The sequence below is a fragment of the Bacteroidales bacterium genome (assembly GCA_014860585.1).
GTDB lineage: Bacteria > Bacteroidota > Bacteroidia > Bacteroidales > 4484-276 > RZYY01.
In genome coordinates, this window is record JACZJL010000102.1 from 18,372 (window position 1) to 36,644 (window position 18,273).

8 protein-coding genes are annotated in these 18,273 nt (G+C 42.6%); 6 read left to right on the forward strand and 2 right to left on the reverse strand.

Features of this window, described 5'->3' with window-relative positions; translation table 11 throughout:
• Window positions 1-42: 42 nt before the first annotated feature.
• A complete protein-coding gene (locus IH598_10605) occupies window positions 43-5,079 on the forward strand; it encodes a translocation/assembly module TamB (GenBank protein MBE0638960.1) in 5,037 nt (1,678 codons plus the stop codon).
• The gene (locus IH598_10610; GenBank protein ID MBE0638961.1) at window positions 5,076-7,373 is read left to right on the forward strand and encodes a BamA/TamA family outer membrane protein; all 2,298 of its coding nucleotides are present in this window, start codon (window positions 5,076-5,078) and stop codon (window positions 7,371-7,373) included. Before IH598_10605 ends, IH598_10610 begins: the two co-directional genes overlap by 4 nt.
• Window positions 7,374-7,394: 21 nt before the next feature.
• On the opposite strand, the gene IH598_10615 is transcribed toward IH598_10610, so the two are convergent.
• Together IH598_10615 and IH598_10620 are read right to left on the reverse strand one after the other, a co-directional pair.
• Complete coding sequence (locus tag IH598_10615; protein ID MBE0638962.1) at window positions 7,395-8,441, reverse strand: sensor histidine kinase; 1,047 nt, start codon at window positions 8,439-8,441, stop codon at window positions 7,395-7,397.
• A complete protein-coding gene (locus tag IH598_10620) occupies window positions 8,441-9,127 on the reverse strand; it encodes a response regulator transcription factor (GenBank protein MBE0638963.1) in 687 nt (228 codons plus the stop codon). Before IH598_10620 ends, IH598_10615 begins: the two co-directional genes overlap by 1 nt.
• Before the next feature lie 120 nt (window positions 9,128-9,247).
• On the opposite strand from IH598_10620, the gene IH598_10625 reads away from it, so the two are divergent.
• The 4 genes from IH598_10625 to IH598_10640 all read left to right on the forward strand — a co-directional run bounded on the left by IH598_10625 (window position 9,248) and on the right by IH598_10640 (window position 18,270).
• Window positions 9,248-9,862, forward strand: coding sequence for a PorT family protein (locus IH598_10625; protein MBE0638964.1), 615 nt, complete (start codon window positions 9,248-9,250; stop codon window positions 9,860-9,862).
• 222 nt (window positions 9,863-10,084) lie between these two features.
• Entirely contained in the window at window positions 10,085-13,267 is a 3,183-nt protein-coding gene (locus IH598_10630) for a SusC/RagA family TonB-linked outer membrane protein (GenBank protein ID MBE0638965.1), read from the forward strand.
• A gap of 29 nt (window positions 13,268-13,296) precedes the next feature.
• Window positions 13,297-14,682, forward strand: a complete 1,386-nt coding sequence (locus tag IH598_10635; GenBank protein MBE0638966.1) for a SusD/RagB family nutrient-binding outer membrane lipoprotein — start codon at window positions 13,297-13,299, stop codon at window positions 14,680-14,682.
• A 324-nt stretch (window positions 14,683-15,006) separates the two neighbouring features.
• Window positions 15,007-18,270 (forward strand): SusC/RagA family TonB-linked outer membrane protein, encoded by a 3,264-nt coding sequence (locus IH598_10640; protein MBE0638967.1) that lies wholly within the window; start codon window positions 15,007-15,009, stop codon window positions 18,268-18,270.
• Window positions 18,271-18,273 lie beyond the last annotated feature (3 nt).

An 18,273-nucleotide genomic window follows, 5' to 3' on the forward strand; every position in this document is an offset into this window, starting at 1 on the left:
TTCTTCAACGCATAGATGGGTGAAACTATAAAGAAATATTTATTGGTACGGGTAATTAAGGTGTTTGCCTGGGGAATAGGTTCATTGGCAGCCCTTTTCATTATCCTGATCATACTAATAAACATCCCTTCCATTCAAACTTTCATTACCGGTAAAATCAGTAATTCGCTCAGCAAAAAAATCGGCACTGAGATCAGTGTTGGCAGGGTAAAAATTGCTTTTCCAAAGACTGTACTTATCAACGAAATTTTCGTCACCGGCCAGCAATCAGATACCTTGCTCTATGTCGAGGAAATCCGCATTAATGTTGATCTATTAAAAATCATAAGGCAGGAAATCAATGTCAATAACCTGCGCATCGCAGGACTGGTAAGTCATATCCGACGGGATGGCGTTGAAAATAAATTCAATTTCCAGTTTATCCTCGACGCATTTACCCCAACCGACACTATACCTTCGCCTGGAAATGAGGAACGCGCTCCCTGGTTGATCAACGTCAGGAAAATCGAATTGGAGAATATTTACGCCGGATATTATGATGAGGTGGTTGGAATAAATGCCACATTGAATCTTGGCCAACTGTTACTTCTTGTTAAAACCCTTGACCTGACGACCATGGATTTTGAGGCACAGAAGCTTGACCTTTTAAATACAGTTGGATTTGTGGAGATGTGGGATGTGCAAAAGCCATTGGATAAAGAAACGGTTTCAGATGAATCAAAACCAGACTCTTTGCCGATCGTCGGGCTTGAGTTGCTCAATCTGGAGAATGTCCATCTGAGGTACGTCAACAAAGATGAACAGCAGGATTTTTCAGCCGCCGTTGGCAACCTGACGTTCACATCCAAAAGTGTTGACCTAAACAGGCAGGAACTGGATTTGGGTGAATTAATCCTCCAAAATTCTTCCTTTGAGGCTCAACTGGCTTCTACGCCAGAAAATGAAAATGCGGTCAGTATTGATCATCCTGTTCAAAGTTCCATTTTTCCCGACTGGATGATTACAATGGACAAGATCGAAATTGAGCAGGTTGATTTGAAATATGATGATGTCTCGGCGCCAAAAGTTTCTGCAGGATTAGATTACGGGCACCTGTCAGTGGAAGGCTTAATGCTGAAAACCGGCAACCTGAGAGTTTCACCTGAAGGGTTGCAGGCCGATATTCAAACCATCAGTTTTAAGGAACAAAGCGGGCTGGATCTTCATCAATTAACAGCTCAGATTGAGTTGAGCAACCAGATTGCTGAGTTGAACAACTTTGAAATTGAAACCTCAAAAAGCAACATTTCCGGTGATATCCGGCTTGGCTTTGCGTCGTTTAAAGATTTGCAAAACGAGATTGGGAAAACAGCTATTTCCCTCCTTCTCAATAAACTATCAGTCAATACTGAAGACGTTTTTCTTTTCGCTCCCGACCTTGCTGCTGACAGCCTTTTGGGGAAATTTCAAAACCAGACGATCACAGTGGCTGCTAAAGTTGAAGGCAAAGTGAATAATCTGAAAATTGAAAGTTTGGATTTTCGTGGGCTAAAATCTACACAATTAAGAGCAAATGGCCGCATTACAGGGCTTCCGGATGTGTCAAATCTTGGTTTCAACCTCACGATCGAATCACTTGTTACAAAGCCGGCTGATCTGTTCTTGTTTATTGATACCGCAGTGTTCACCGGAATTACCCTCCCGGAATCCCTTAAAATAAAAGGTGCAGCGATTGGAAAGATGAACGACTTCGACGCCGAAGTTTATGTCAATACTGATTTTGGTAAGGTTTCAGCCGGCGCTTTTTATCAAAAAATCAACAAGACAGCGCGGGATACTTTTAACGTAACCTTTGAGATCAATGATTTCAAAGCCGGGTTGCTGCTCGCCGATACGACTTTTGGAATCCTTAACTTGTCCGGCAGCGTCGCCGGAACCGGGGCTGCAAGTGATTCCATTGCCGCAGTTGCCGGACTGGCAATCCTCAAAGCCGGATTCAACAACTACATTTACCAAAATATTAATACCAATGCCAGAGCAAATGGCAAAATGTTATGGCTCGACATGCAATCCGAAGACCCGAACCTTTTGTTTGATCTCAACCTTGAAGCGGATATGACCAGCGAAATGCAAACTTACTCCGCACAGATTAACCTGGATACGCTCAATCTTTCAGCATTGAATTTTGTGAATGGCAAAAATATAATCTCCACCACAATTTTGGCCAGAGCAAACTATGCTTCCATGGAGAATTTTGATGCAGCCATCTCAGCAACCAGCACAAAACTTGTCGCGGAAAAAATGGTTTTGCCACTGAATTTGCTTGAGATAGAAGCAATGGTTTTCAATGACAGCATCAGGGCGGCATTGAAATCAGACATCGTTGATGCGTCCCTGACTGGAAATTTCAAAATTGATGAACTACAAGGCGTTATAGGCGCTGCGATGAAGCAGTATTTTGGCATTACCGATTCTGTTGGCGTTTCGCCGGAAACCAATATTGCATTTTCCATTGATACCCATTTTCCTGAAAGTTTAAAGAATCAAATTGGCGAAACGTTTAATCTGTCGGACATCAAAAATATGAACGGCTCCTACACAGGTAAAAATAATGAGCTTTCCGTTGAGATGCGGTTGGATAACCTGGTTTACGGGAGTATTATCATGGATACGCTGACGATGGAAGTTAACGGAAAAAATGATAGCCTGGCATTTTCTCTTGAGCTCAGAAAAATCAGCTATGACTCTTTGAGTCTCCAAAATTTTATTATTCATGAGTCAGTCAGCAAAGGGAAAATCTTATCCGAAATAAAAATTCTGGACAGTCAGGGAAATCCCAGGTATCTGTTTTTAAATGATATTAAAGTATCCGACAGCGCCACAGAAATTAGCTTTGTCCGGGATGGGCTGATCCTTGATGGGCAGACCTGGTCAGTAGAGGAAGACAACTATCTGAGGATTCAACCCGGGGGAATCGAATCGCATCAGTTCTTTTTCACAAATCAGGATAAATCAGTTGTTTTCATTTCCGAAGATCGCCAACAAAAGTTTGAGTTTAACGCATTCAGCCTGGAGAACCTGTTGAACATTGTTGATTTTGCCGGCTTTGATGAACCGGTCAAAGGAAAGCTTGGCGGGGAGATCACTTTTGGCGAAAGCGACGGTCAATATCTATATGACATTGACCTGGCAATTGACAGCCTCTTCCTGCTCAACCAACTTGCCGGTAACTATGCAATCAAGGCAAAAGCCGACAGTACCAACCTTGAATTAGATCTTCAATTAAAAAATCTGAAGAACGAGCTCAGCCTCACCGGCAACATTTTAAACTGGAACAAAACTCCGGAACCTGATCTTGAGTTGCTGATCGGGTTTACCGATCTTTATCTTATGGAAGCCTATACAATGGGCGCGGCATCCGATATGAGCGGCAAAGTGACAGGAGAGATTTCGATTACCGGAACCATTTTAAAACCTGTGATTGCAGGGGTTATCGGGTTTGAAGAAGCAGTGGCAACCATCAACAGCCTGAATTTTCAAACCCGTCTTCGCAACGAAAAATTGACTTTTGACAAAAGAGGATTACATTTCGATCAATTTGTGATCGAAGATGACCAACAGCAGAAACTCTCCATCAATGGCAGTCTATTGACCGAAAACTACAACGATTTTGTTTTTGACCTTCAAATTGCTTCTGACAATTTCAAGCCCATCAGCAGCAGTGCCACTGACAATAAAACTTTCTACGGGAACCTTTTCATTACCACCGACCTGAAACTGCAAGGAACCCCTGAAAGCCCTATTGTGGATGCCAATGTAAAACTTAACAAAGGGACAAATCTCACTTATGTGATGGAAGGTAGCGAATTGAAGCTGGTCACTCCCGAAGGTATTGTGGAGTTTGTTGATCACTCTTTGCAAAGTGATTCCACCGTGATTGCCACTACCGGCGATTACATCACCGATTCGATCATATCCCGGATTTCAGGGATTGACCTTACAGCAAACCTGCAGATTGACCCGGATGCCACTTTTACAGTCATTATTGATCCCCGGTCGGGCGATTACCTTACCATTAGCGGCTCAGCTGTCCTGAGCATTGCTGCCGATCGTTCAGGTAATCAAACGATCACAGGCATTTACGAAGTCAGGTCCGGTGTATACCAGCTTTCATTTTATGGACTGGTAAAAAAGAGCTTTACCTTTCAGCAGGGAAGCAATATTTCCTGGTCGGGAAAGCCGATGGATGCCAGTCTTAACATTACTGCCGGATACGAAGTCACAACAAATTCAGTAGCATTGGTTGCCAATGAGTCTTCTTCAATGACGGAATCGGAGCAAAATATGTACAAACAGCGCCTTCCTTACTCCGTTTTGCTGAATATCAACGGTTTCATTGCTCAGCCCGAAATCAGCTTCAACATTACCCTCCCTGACAAATACATGGTCAATTACCCGCAGGTGGCCAGTAAATTGTCACAATTAAACACACCGGAAATGGAATCGGAGCGGAACAAACAGGTTTTTGCACTACTGGTCACCGGCAGTTTCATTGCCGACAATCCCTTTGCTTCGACAGGCAGTTCAACAGCAAACATTGCCACAACGGCAGCCCGCAACAGTGTGAATGGTATTCTGGCCGATCAGATGAATAAAATCTCGAGCAAATATGTTAAAAATGTTGACCTGAACTTTGGGTTGAATTCTTATGAAGACTATTCGGGAAGTTCAAGTGAAGTCCGAACTGAGCTTGAAGTACAGGTGTCGAAAAAGCTGATGAACGACAGGCTGACGGTGGAAGCCCAGGGTTCTTTTGATGTGGAAGGCTCAAATAACAACACCAACCAGTCGTCGCAGGAAATGTGGGGAGAGTTTGCAGTAACCTATTCTATTGATCCTGAAGGAAAGTACAAACTGCGCGTTTACAGAGAAAATGCATACGATATTTTTGATGGAGAGGTGGCATACAGCGGTATCGCCTTCATTTTTGAAAGAGAATTCCAATCCATCCTGAAAAAAGGAAAAAAGCAAAATGACAGCATCCAAAATATCGCTGCGCCAACCATTGAAGGAATAAAAAGTGAGCCCCAAAACAAATGAAGAAAGCAGTAAAACATAGTTGTTTTTGGTTGCTCCTGCTGATCATCTCGGGCTGCACCGGCCTGAGAAAAATCGCAGATGAAGAATACCTTTACACGGGTTCCAAAATCAGGTTTGAATCGGCAGATGGTAAAATTCACAACCAGGGTACAGTTGAAGACGAACTTACCGGCCTGATTGAGTTGGAAACAAATACCAAAATATTATGGATGCGCCCTTTCCTCAGTTTACACAATACGATAAAAGAGCCAAAAAAGGAAAAAGGATTTTGGTATTGGCTGAAATACAAACTTGGTGAAAAACCTTCATTAATCAAAGACCTTGCCCCTGAAAACATTGATGCTGCAATGGCAAACCGTTTGCAGAACCGCGGCTTTTTTGACGCTACTGTCAGTCATGCAATTAACCTAAAACGAAAGACAGCAACTGCAACTTTTACTGCCTTTACAGGCAAACCTTACACCTTAAAATCAATATCCTATCCTGATGGCGATAAAAGCATTCAAAAAGAAATTCACGACATGCATCAGGAGTCATTATTAAAGCCTGAAGCACAGTATCATTTGCGTGTTTTTCAGGATGAACGCGACCGGATTGATGCGCTGTTAAAAAACAAGGGATATTTTTATTTTAGTCCTGATTATCTCTTATTTAAAGCTGATACCGCAGTTGGGGAGCGGCAGATTGATGTGGAGATAAATCTTAAACCAACTATTCTGGAAGAAGCTTTTGTTCCTTACAGGATTAACAATGTTTACATTTCGGACGATTATTCATTGCAGGATTACAATCCTGACACTTCACGCGTCGGGAATTATTTCTATATTTCCAACCAAAACCTGTTCAGACCAAAAATCATTCTTGACGCAGTTTTTTTTGAGAAAGACAGCCTCTACACCCGCACCAATCATCACAACACCCTGCGTTACATGATGGGTCTGGGAGTTTATAAATTCACCAACGCCCACTTTTCGAAGGTTGATACAACCACCGGGCAAATGGATGTGAACCTCTTTTTAACCCCGGTGAGCAAAATTTCATTAAGCGCCGAGATGAGTCTTGCCACAAAAACAAACAACTTTGCCGGTCCGGGACTAAACCTGATCGTAAAAAACCGAAATCTTTTCAGGGGCGCCGAGCTGCTGACTGTTACGCTTGGAGGCAGGTTCGAATGGCAAACAGGTGGCGATACCAAAGGACAGGTTAATTATGAAGTAAATCTCGATGCTTCGCTGGAGATGCCACGAATTGTTCCGGCAAACATTGTAAAAAAGACTTCAAAACAATTTGTTCCCAAATCCATTTTGACCCTTGGAGGAGGGATTTACGACAGGGTTGACCTGTATAGATTGAATTCCTTTTATGCCTCGTGGGGCTATTCCTGGAAGCCGAGCGAAAGGGTAAATCATTTATACCGGCCGGTGGATGTCAGTTTTACTCAACTTGCCGAAAGCTCTCCTGAATTTGAAGAGTACCTTAACGAAAATCCAAACATCCGTAAAAGCTTTGACGAGCAATTCATCATCGGAACCTCTTACACCTATATTTTGAGCAACATGCACAAAAGATACAAGAAGGGGAATTTCTACCTTAGTGAATCCATTGATCTGGCCGGAAATCTGGTAAGTTTGATTTTCAGAGCAGCTGGCGGAGAAAAAACAAACCCTGAAAACCCAAATGAGTTGCTGGATGTAGCTTATTCCCAATTTGTAAGATTGCGACAGGAGTTCAGGTATTTTCATAAAACCGGAAAAAACAGCCAGTTGGGCTGGCGTCTCATCACTTCGGCGGCAATCCCTTATATGAACTCTTCAACAGTACCTTATATCAAGCAGTTTTATGTTGGCGGCACTAATAGTGTAAGGGCTTTCAGGGCAAGAACAGTGGGGCCGGGAACCTACCAGACTCCCGAAGATCAATCAGATTTATATGTTGATCAAACCGGAGATATCAAGTTGGAAACCTCTCTCGAATATCGTTTCCCGATTTACAGTTATTTCAAAGGCGCTTTGTTTGCCGATGCCGGAAACATCTGGTTGATCAATGACGATGAACAGCGTCCGGGGGGGAAGTTTGATCTCAATACTTTTTATCGAGAACTGTCCATTGGCACGGGTTTAGGGCTAAGGATTGATTTTGATTTCTTTGTAATCCGTTTCGATCTTGCACTCCCTTTGCGCAGTCCCGATTTGCCTGAAGGTGAACGGTGGCTCATCAGCAAAGCTCAGTTCGGCAATGGATCCTGGCGACGGGAGAACCTGATTCTGAATATTGCCATTGGGTATCCGTTCTGATTCAAGTTGAATAAATTCGCTTTACCCCTTCTTCAGTGTAAATGCAAACGTTGTACCCACCCCCGGACGGCTTCTGACATTTATGGTCTGATCGTGCGCTTCGATGATGTGCTTTACGATAGCCAACCCAAGGCCGGTACCTGATTTTTCGCGGGATCGGGCACTCTCAGTCCTGTAAAACCGTTCAAAAATCCGGGGGAGTTCTTTTTCCGAAATACCTGGTCCGTCATCGGTGATCTCAATCAGAATATTCTCATCCATATCGAAAAAGCTCACCTTTGTTCTGCCTTGCTTTGGATTCCCATATTTGATGGAATTGTCAATCAGGTTTACAAGCACCTGCCTGATCCATTTTACATCAGCCGATACATTGATAGGCCGGTCGTACCTGCTGCCAAAACTAAGTTCCTTTTTACGCTTACGTGCTTTGATTTCGAGCGATTCAAATACTTCCCTCACCAATTCTATAATATCAAATGGTTTTAAAGTCATCTGGACTTGATACGTTTCAAGTTTTGAAACAGTTTCAAGATCTTCGACAATAGCGATGATCCTGTTGATGCTTTTTTCGGTCCTCAACAGGTATTCGCGGTTGATCGTATCGTCTTCAAGTCCGCCATCAAGCAATGTAAGTACATAGCCTTGTATATTGAAGATAGGATTTTTCAGTTCATGATAAACGTTTCCGATAAACTCACGACGATAAGCCTCGGCCTTTCTGAGTTGGTCGATCTCTGATTTTTGTTTTTCCCCCCACTCCAGAACTTCCTGATTTACCTGCTCGATGGTGTTTTGCTGATATTCGCGTGGCTCCACCTTACTTCCTTTTTGTCGCTTCAGATTATAAATTGTTTTGTAAATGAGCTTAATCTTTTGATAAATGAACTTCTCAAGGGTATATCTAAACGTGATAAACACCAGCAAAAGCAATAAAAAGTCGAGAATTAAAAGAGGCAGCAGCTCAAACTCAAAAAAGAAGTTGGTTACAAGAAAATAGGCGATCGAGAAAATAGCGACAATCAGCAGTGCATTATTTAAGGAGAGCCTTACCGGATCGGTATTTTTCATCAGGATTCAAATTTATAACCAACGCCTTTAACTGTTGTGATTACATCGAGGCCAAGCTTTTCTCTAATTTTCCGAATATGCACATCAATGGTCCTATCGCCAACAATCACATCGTTTCCCCAAACATTGGTAAATATTTCCTCGCGGGTGAAAACCTTATCGGGTCTGGAGGCAAGCAGCAACAACAACTCAAATTCCTTTTTGGGAAGGGTGATCAGTTTTTCATCCCGCCTGATGAGATACCTCTCCCTGTCAATCACAAAATCTTTCAGCCTTATCTCGTTCGACTCACTTTCGGTTTGCTTGTATCGGCGCAGCAGTGCTTTTATCCTGCTAACCAATACCTTTGGTTTCACCGGTTTTGTGATGTAATCGTCAGCGCCGGCATCTAATCCGGCAATCTGACTGTAATCTTCACCCCTTGCTGTAAGAAAGATGATGATCGAATTTTTAAGTTCGGGAATTAGTTTCATTTCGGAACAGGTCTCAATTCCATCCATCTCTGGCATCATCATGTCGAGAATGATGAGATGCGGAGACTCCTGTCTGGCAATCTTAATTGCATTCGCACCATTACGGGCAGTTAAAACCTGGTACCCTTCCTTTTTCAGATTATAGCTCAAAAACTCAAGAATATCCTTTTCATCATCTACGAGGAGAATCTTGTAACTTTCTTGTTGTATCATAGTATTTATGGATTGATTAACAATGGATAGCCACTAGTGAATGTTAAAGGCAATCAGCTATTCGATGTCGGTTGTAAAATTAGTATTATTTTTACTTTTTCAAACTTTAACAGGAGAAAGATGCAATTAAGATACTTATTAATTAAGGTGTTATTCCTTATTACACCTTTTTTTGTTTTATCTCAGGAATTTAACGGTGGATTGATTGGAGGGATATCAGCAACAGAAATCTCCGGCGACAGGCTTGAAGGGCCAAATAAAGCAGGGATGTATGCCGGTGGTTTTGTAAACAGGTATTTCACCGAAAGATCTTCAGCACAAATGGAATTGAATTTTGTTCAAAAAGGCAGCCGGATGAATCCAGACTCTACCAATGGTTACAGTTCCTATTTATTAAGGATCAATTATGTTGAACTGTTTTTACATTACAAATGGGATTTCCACCCAAGATTTACCCTTGAAACAGGACCTTCGCTGGGCGTATTGATCAGCTCATACGAAGAAGCAGATTTTCAATTACTCGATAATCCATTCGAACCGATTGATTTAAGCATAAATATTGGTTTGTTTTATCATTTGAACGAGCGATGGAGCTTTAATATAAGGTATTCCAATTCCATCCTTCCGGTCAGACCCCATTCCCAGGGGCAAACGTACAACCTAAATAAAGGTCAGTATAATGAAGTGTTAAGCTTTACTTTCCACTACCTGATTAAACAAAACCGGGGTCTATAAACAATAAGGTTTGATGAAATAATTGGACTTTCGAATCCTCAATGTTAATTCAGGGTTAATGAAAAGTCATTTTTTTGTTATTTTTTATTTGTCCAAATCACAGATTTATTGTATTTTAGCGGCGTTTTTCAGAAAATGAAGTATTTAAAGTTTAATTTAAATAGGCGTTTTATTGTTAAACTATTTGATTATTAATTAATTAATTCACCAAAACTATTATTTATGAGAAGATTTACACTATTCCTTGCATTGATGTTTTTCATCGGTATGCAAGTTGCGCAGGCACAAACCAGAACCCTTTCGGGTACTGTGACAAGTGCCGAGGACGGGAGCACGATTCCCGGAGTTTCGGTTGTTGTAAAAGGGACAACAGTCGGAACAACTACTGACCTGCAGGGTAAATACAGTTTGTTAATTCCGGCAGATGCCAGGATTCTTCAGTTCTCCTTTGTGGGGATGAAGGCCATTGAACTGCCCATCGGGGTGGAAAATGTAATTAATGTAACGATGGAACCAGAAGTTACGGCAATCGAAGGAGTAGTTGTAACTGCCATTGGTGTAAAGCGCGAAACCAAAGCGCTTGGCTACTCTGTTCAGGCTGTTGGTGGCGAGGACATTGCCCGCAGTGGTAACACCAACGTTATCAACTCTCTTGCTTCACGTGCAGCGGGTGTATCAGTAACCAGTTCATCAGGTGCCGCCGGGTCATCATCATTTATGACCATCAGAGGTGTTTCATCAATGACCGGAAACAATCAGCCATTGTTTGTCATTGATGGTATCCCGATTGACAACAGCGAACTGGCATCAACCACGAGAACCGCAGGGGTAGCATATTCCAACAGGGCAATTGACATCAACCCCGAGGACATCGAAACGATGAGTATTCTGAAAGGTGGTGCTGCTACGGCTCTATACGGAATCAGGGCTGCCAACGGCGCTGTAGTCATTACTACAAAAAAAGGCTCCGCTACTCCCGGTAAGAGAATGGATGTTAGTTTCAACTCTTCAGTAAGATTCGAGCAAGTTTCGCAGTTACCTACCCTCCAGGATAAATACGCACAGGGAAGCGGCGGTAACCTTAACCTCGGAGGAACAACAGCATCTTTCGGCCCATTGCTTTCAGACCTAAGGTTAGATGTAAACAATAAAACACCATACTATCCTGATGGAACACCGATCGTATCAGATGATCCTAATCTTCCGCAAATGAAGGCTTATGATAATTACGATAGTTTCTTCCAGACAGGTATTACTTACGACAACAGCCTTTCTATCTCAGGCGGGAGCACTGATGCAACATATTACTTCTCCATATCTGACCTCAGAAGCGAAGGTATTGTACCTAACAACACTTTCAACAGGACTTCAATTGCTTTAGCAGGAGATGCCAAAATTTCGAACAAAGTCAAAACATCCGGACGTATGTCTTATATTAATTCCGGAGGAACAAGAATTCAGCAGGGCTCCAATACTTCAGGTGTTATGCTTGCTTTAACAAGAATGCCTGTTTCCTTTGACGTATCAGGAGGAGTTGATGACCCTGTGGATAATGAAGCTTCATACATGCTTCCTGATGGAAGACAGAGAAACGCTTATAACGGTGGAGGATATGATAACCCATTTTGGACGGTTAATAAAAACCCGTTTGAAGATAAAGTTAACCGCTTCATAGGAAGCATCCAATTTGATCTTGCTGCAACCGATTGGTTAGATTTTACTTATCGTTTTGGTACGGACCTTTACACTGACAGAAGGAAGCAGATTATTGCAATCGGTTCACGTACCTCTCCCACCGGCCAGGTTTATGAGGACCACTATTTCAGACAAGATCTCAACTCCGATTTGTTTGCCACAGCAAGGTTCAATCTTACCGATGATTTGAAAGGTACTTTCTTACTCGGAAATAACCTGTTTCAATCCGATTATCAAAATCTTTACAACAGTATCGGCGGTTTGGTTGTGCCCGATTTTTATAATCTGTCCAATGCGGCTTCTGTTTATGGTTTTGAATACAATAGCAGAAAGCGTACAATGGCATTCTATGCCGATTTGGGATTGGATTACAAGAGCATGTTGTATCTTAACGTAACAATGCGTCGTGAACAATCAACCACATTACCCGAGGCTAACAATACCTTTAATTACCCATCAGTAAGTGGTTCGTTTGTTTTCACCGAACTTCCCGGTTTGCAGGATAACAGCGTACTTTCATTTGGTAAAGTCAGAGCGTCATATGCACAGATTGGTAACGATGCACCGGTATTTTTCACTATACCAACATACAGCAGCGCAACAGCAGGAGACGGATGGACAACCGTTGGTATTCAATTCCCCAACTACGGCACTGCCGGTTACATGGTAGCCAATACACTGGCCAATCCTGATTTGAAACCTGAAACCGCTAAAAACTTTGAGGTTGGTTTCGATTTGCGCTTTTTGCAAAATCGCATCGGATTTGACTTTACCTATTTCGACATGAAGAACGAAGACCTGATTCTTTCTGTTCCGATTGCAAAATCGTCCGGTTACTATAATGCCAACCTAAATGCTGCTTCGATGACCAACACGGGTATCGAAATCGTTTTGAAGACAACTCCTGTAATGAACAATGATTTCAAATGGGATTTGGACTTTAATTTCACCAAACTCGAAAACGAAGTCACTAAACTTGCCGACGGTGTTGAAAGTGTATTCTTAGGTGGTTTTGTGGGTAAACAAGTACGAGCCGTGGTTGGTAATCCTTATGGTAGTATCTTCGGAACTGATTTCCAAAGAAACGATGCCGGACAGCTCATTATCAATGATGATCCGGACAGCCCCGAATATGGTTATCCAATGATGGATCCGGAGGATCAGAATATTGGAAATGTACTTCCGGATTGGACCCTTGGCATATTTAATAGTTTGTCCTACAAAGACTTCAGGCTTGATTTCCTCCTTGATATCAAAACTGGAGGTAAGATGTGGAACGGAACCCGTGGCGCCCTTATGAACTTTGGTATGACAAAAGAAACTGAAGCACGTGGAACCGAAATTGTATTCGACGGCGTTAAAGAATCAGACGGATCGGTCAACGATATCTCTGCCGTTCTAGATCAAGCCTGGTACACAGGTAATGGCGGCGGTTTCTTTGGCCCCGGCGCTCCCTATGTTGACGATACCGATTGGGTAAGATTGAGAGAATTGACCTTCTCCTACATGCTCCCAAGACAAACCATGAATGAATGGGGCTTAGAATCAGCAGAAGTTTATTTCACCGGTCGTAACTTATGGCTCAGCACACCTTATGATGGCGTAGATCCTGAAACCAGCCTCTATGGCTCCGATAACGCCCAGGGTCTCGATTATTTTAATATGCCAGGAATAAAGAGTTACATGGTAGGTTTAAGGATTAACTTATAATCATTGTAAAATTTAAAATTATTATAGATATGAAAAAAATAGTATTTCAACTAAGTATTTTGATGTTGACGGTGGTCTTTTTCTCTTCCTGCGAGAAGTGGATTGACCCAGAAATCAACGTAGATCCGAACAGTCCTTCAGATGTTCCTTTAGACCTCCTTTTACCTTCCACCCAGGGGGCTATGTTTTATTCTTTCGGTGGCGACCACAGCCGCGCACCTTCGATCTGGATGCAGCACCAAAGCGGTGTTGACCGTCAGGCATACGCCTTCGACCGTTTCCTGTATCTTGAATCAGACGTGAACAATCTGTGGAATACACTCAATGCCAACGCATTGAAAAACCTTTATGAAATGAGGAAGAAATCAGTTGCATCTGAATCTCCAAACTATGAAGGGGTATCCAATATCTTAACTGCCTATATCCTTGGTGACAATACTGATTCATGGGGTGACCTTCCATTCTATGAAGCACATCAGGGAGAGGGTGGTAACCTCACACCAGCCTATCAGAGCCAGCAACAGATCTATTTCATCATTGATAGTTTGCTAAACGCTGCCATCCCTCAATTAGGCGCAACCGAAAGTTTGTTTAAACCATCTGCTGTTGCCGATTTGATCTACAAAGGCGACCTGAATAAATGGAAAAAACTTGCCTGGACCATGAAACTGAGGTACAAATTACATCAATCCAAAAAAAGTGGATATGCAGAAGCAGCATCTGTTCTTAACGACGGCAACGCAATGTTCATGTCGGAAAACGCTGATGACTTCCAGTTCAAATTTGGTACTGCCGCCAATGCGCGCAGCCCACGCTACAACTTTACAAGCAATCGTGGCGATATCCGTGCCGGTAAATACCTGGTTGACCTGATGAACTCAAACGCTGACCCACGTGTACCTGTTTATTTCAAATTAAACCCAGACACATTATATGTTGGTTCTCCACCAGCCGGTCAGGTAACTTCAGCAAGCTTCTGTGGAGACTTTTACGATGCACCCGACGCCAATGTTCCTGTTTTGACTTATGCTGAGTTCCTTTTCATGAAAGCAGAAATATTACATGAGACGGGCGATAAAGCCGGCGCTGCCGCTGCCTACAATGACGCAGTAAAAGCTTCATTGGCCAGACATGGCGTAAGCGATGAAGCCTGGGAAGCCATTAATGCTAACGAAGATGCATCATCCATCACTTTAAAGAAAATCATGATGGGTAAATACGTTGCGCTTTACTTGCACACTGAGGTTTGGACTGACTATCGCAGAACCGGTTTCCCGGATGATCTGCCAACCCCGGCTGACGCTGTAGAAAACGCCATCCCAAGGAGAATTCCTTACCCATTGGATGAACGACTTTACAATCCCAATACACCTGCAGGGCTCACCTTAAACGACAGATTGTGGTGGGATCAATAGGATTTTGAACCATTAAAAAACAAAAAAGGCCGTTCGTTTGGACGGTCTTTTTTGTTTTTTTTCAATTTTCCTAAAAAAAATTTTAAAAAGATTAGGCTAAAACAAATTAAAATATACACCTTTGCACTGATATTTCAATAGGACACTCAAAGTCTAAGCCTGACCCATGTAGCGCCGTTAGAAGAAATGACGCCGAAAGAAAGGTTTTCTCTGCGAATTGTTTTAAAATTTTTGTTCTGGTTTAATCATTTGAAGAAAGGGTAAACCCATTCGTTCTTTTAAACTGATTGATTTTTAATTCATTTACTAACTTAAACAATTCTTATGATGAGAAAATTTACGCTTTTAATTGCATTGATGATTTTCATCGGAATGCAGGTAGCATTGGCGCAAACCAGGACCCTATCGGGTACTGTCACCAATGCTGAAGACGGGAGTACCATTCCCGGAGTTTCGGTTGTTGTAAAAGGTACAACAGTCGGAACAACCACAGACATGCAGGGCAAGTATTCATTAGTTGTCCCGGCAGACGCTCAAATTCTCAGGTTCACCTTCGTAGGTATGAAGCAACTTGAAGTAGCTATTGGCACTGAAAATGTCATTAATGTATCGATGGAACCGGAAGTAACTGCCATCGAAGGGGTTGTTGTTACTGCTTTAGGTATCACCCGTGAGAAAAAATCGCTGGGTTACTCAACCCAGGAATTAGGAAACGAGGACATCAACACAGTAAAAGGCAACAACTTTATCAACAGCCTTTCTGGTAAAGCTGCCGGTGTTCAGGTAAAAGCCAACAACAACATGGGTGGTTCCTCCAACATTATCATTCGTGGTAACTCATCAATCACCGGTAATAACCAGGCGCTGATCGTAGTAGATGGTATTCCTGTGAACAATGACAATACCAATAATGCCGGACAGCTCAGCGGGCGTGCCGGATTTGACTATGGTAATGCTGCTGCTGACTACGACCCGAACAACATCGAGTCGATCAACGTGCTGAAAGGTGCTGCCGCAACTGCACTTTACGGTTCACGTGCTGCAAACGGTGTTATCGAGATCACCACCAAAAAGGGAACAAAAACAATGGGACCGGCCAGAATCCTTGGCGTTTCGCTGACATCCAATGTTACTACCGGTTTTATTGACAAAAGCACTTTCCCGAAATATCAGAAAAACTATGGTGCAGGCTATGGTCCTTATTACAGTGAAGGCGACCATCCCGGCCTTTATGAGTATGATTTTGACGGCGACGGAACCCTTGATCTTGTTGTACCTTCTACAGAGGACGCATCAATGGGCGAGGTCTTCGATCCAAACCTGATGGTTTTCCAATATGATGCTTTTTATCCAAAGAGTCCAAACTACTTGAAGAAAACCCCATGGGTTAATGCAGCAAATGGCCCGATAGAATTCTTTGAAACACCCTGGTCATTTAGCAATAACATCGACATCACAGGTGGTGGAGATAAAACAACATTCAGATTTTCATATACCAACCTCGATCAAACAGGAATCATGCCCAACAGTTCGTTGAAAAGAAACAACTTCTTATTCAACGGAAGCCATGATATTCTTGATAATCTGACAGTTTCTGCCTCTGCAAACTACATCAACACACGTGGTAAAGGCCGTAACTCAACAGGTTACAGCGATAACATCATGTCGTCATTCCGTCAGTGGTGGCAATTAAATGTTGACGTACTTCAACAAAAAGAATTGTATGACCTTACCGGTGAAAACATCACCTGGAATCCGGTTGATGAAAATAATCTCCAGCCGATTTATTGGGATAATCCATACTTCCAACGTTTTCAAAGCTATCAGAATGACGAAAGAAATCGTTTAATTGCCTACACTCAGGTTGATTGGAAAATCACTGATTATCTGAGTCTTATGGGGCGCGCATCTATTGATACCTATAATGAATTACAGGAAGAAAGAAAAGCCGTAGGTTCAGTTTCAGGTGAATTAGGTGTAGGCCGTCCAGATGTAACTTCAGGTTATGCAAGATTTGACAGGGGATTTGATGAAACCAACGTTGACTTCCTTGCCAGATTTAATAAATACCTGACCGATGACCTCAGCTTTAATGCACTGTTAGGTACAAACATCAGAAGGTCAACTGTTGACCAGGTTTATACTTCTACTGATGGTGGCTTGATTATACCAGGCCTCTACGCACTTTCAAACAGTCAAAACCAATTGCAGCCACCACAGGAAAGATTATCTGAAATTGGTGTAAATGGTATTTTTGCCGGTGTATCAATGGGATGGAAAGATTTGGTCTATTTGGATGCCAACATCAGAAGGGATCAATCATCCACACTCCCGGAAGAAGAAAACGATTATTATTACCCATCAGTTTCAGGAAGTTTCCTGTTCCATAACCTGCTCGAAGATGTTACCTGGATGCAATTGGGTAAATTCCGCTTAGGTTATGCCCAGGTAGGTAACGATGCTCCTTGGGGCAGTATTAAGGATACTTATGACAATAGCGGACTATTTGCCGGCGTTGCCATGTTTTCGGTACCCAACAATAAAGCCAATTCAGACCTGAAGCCTGAGCGCACAACCAGTATTGAAACCGGTTTGGAATTCATTTTACTGCAAAACAGGTTAGGAATTGACATTGCCTATTATAAAAACAACACCATCGACCAGATTATCCCGGTAGCCGTTTCTTACGGAACAGGATATTCCGGTAAGTTTGTAAATGCTGGTGAGATGGAAAACAAAGGAGTTGAGTTAACACTTCGTGGAACTCCCGTCCTCAACAAGGATTTTCGTTGGGATATTACACTCAACTGGGCAAAGAACGAAAACACCGTTGTGTCACTGGAAGAAGGACTTGAAAACCTCCAGTTGGCTTCACTTCAGGGTGGTGTAACAATCAACGCCCGTAAAGGACAGCCTTATGGCGTTATTCAGGGTACTGACTATGTCTATCATGAGAATGGTCAGCCGATTGTCGGATCAAACGGTTACTATCTGAGAACCGAAACATCAGATATTATTCTTGGCGACATCAATCCCGATTGGCTTGGTGGTATCAACAACGCTTTCTCTTACAAGAGTTGGTCATTCAGCTTCCTGATTGATTTCCAGCAAGGCGGAAGCATCTTCTCACTTGACCAGTGGTACGGTATGGCTACCGGGCTTTATGAAGAAACAGATTTCATTAACGACCTGGGTAATCCCGTAAGAAGTCCCATCAGCGAAGGTGGCGGTTTAATTTTGGAAGGGGTAAAAGCAGATGGAACACCCAACGACGTTAGAGTTTCAGGTGGCGACTATCGTGTATTTGGTTATTCCAGAAATCCCAATTCGAAATTCGTTTTTGATGCATCCTATATCAAACTCAGAGAACTTGTGCTTTCATACAGCCTGCCCAAAGCCAAGCTTGCCAACACCGCTTTACAGGGTGTAACATTCAGCCTGGTAGGTTCGAATGTCTGGATTATCAGCAAAGATCTCACTCACGCTGACCCGGAAGCTTCTCAATCTTCAGGAAACATCCAGGGATGGCAATCAGGTGTTATGCCAACCACAAGAAATCTTGGTTTAACTGTTAATTTACAATTCTAAAAC

What these genes read in the sequence shown, in the direction of transcription:
- IH598_10640 (MBE0638967.1), top strand. Translation starts at nt 15,007, where the DNA reads ATGATGAGAAAATTTACGCTTTTAATTGCATTGATGATTTTCATCGGA.
- IH598_10620 (MBE0638963.1), bottom strand. Translation starts at nt 9,127, where the DNA reads ATGATACAACAAGAAAGTTACAAGATTCTCCTCGTAGATGATGAAAAG.
- IH598_10635 (MBE0638966.1), top strand. Translation starts at nt 13,297, where the DNA reads ATGAAAAAAATAGTATTTCAACTAAGTATTTTGATGTTGACGGTGGTC.
- IH598_10630 (MBE0638965.1), top strand. Translation starts at nt 10,085, where the DNA reads ATGAGAAGATTTACACTATTCCTTGCATTGATGTTTTTCATCGGTATG.
- IH598_10610 (MBE0638961.1), top strand. Translation starts at nt 5,076, where the DNA reads ATGAAGAAAGCAGTAAAACATAGTTGTTTTTGGTTGCTCCTGCTGATC.
- IH598_10615 (MBE0638962.1), bottom strand. Translation starts at nt 8,441, where the DNA reads ATGAAAAATACCGATCCGGTAAGGCTCTCCTTAAATAATGCACTGCTG.
- IH598_10625 (MBE0638964.1), top strand. Translation starts at nt 9,248, where the DNA reads ATGCAATTAAGATACTTATTAATTAAGGTGTTATTCCTTATTACACCT.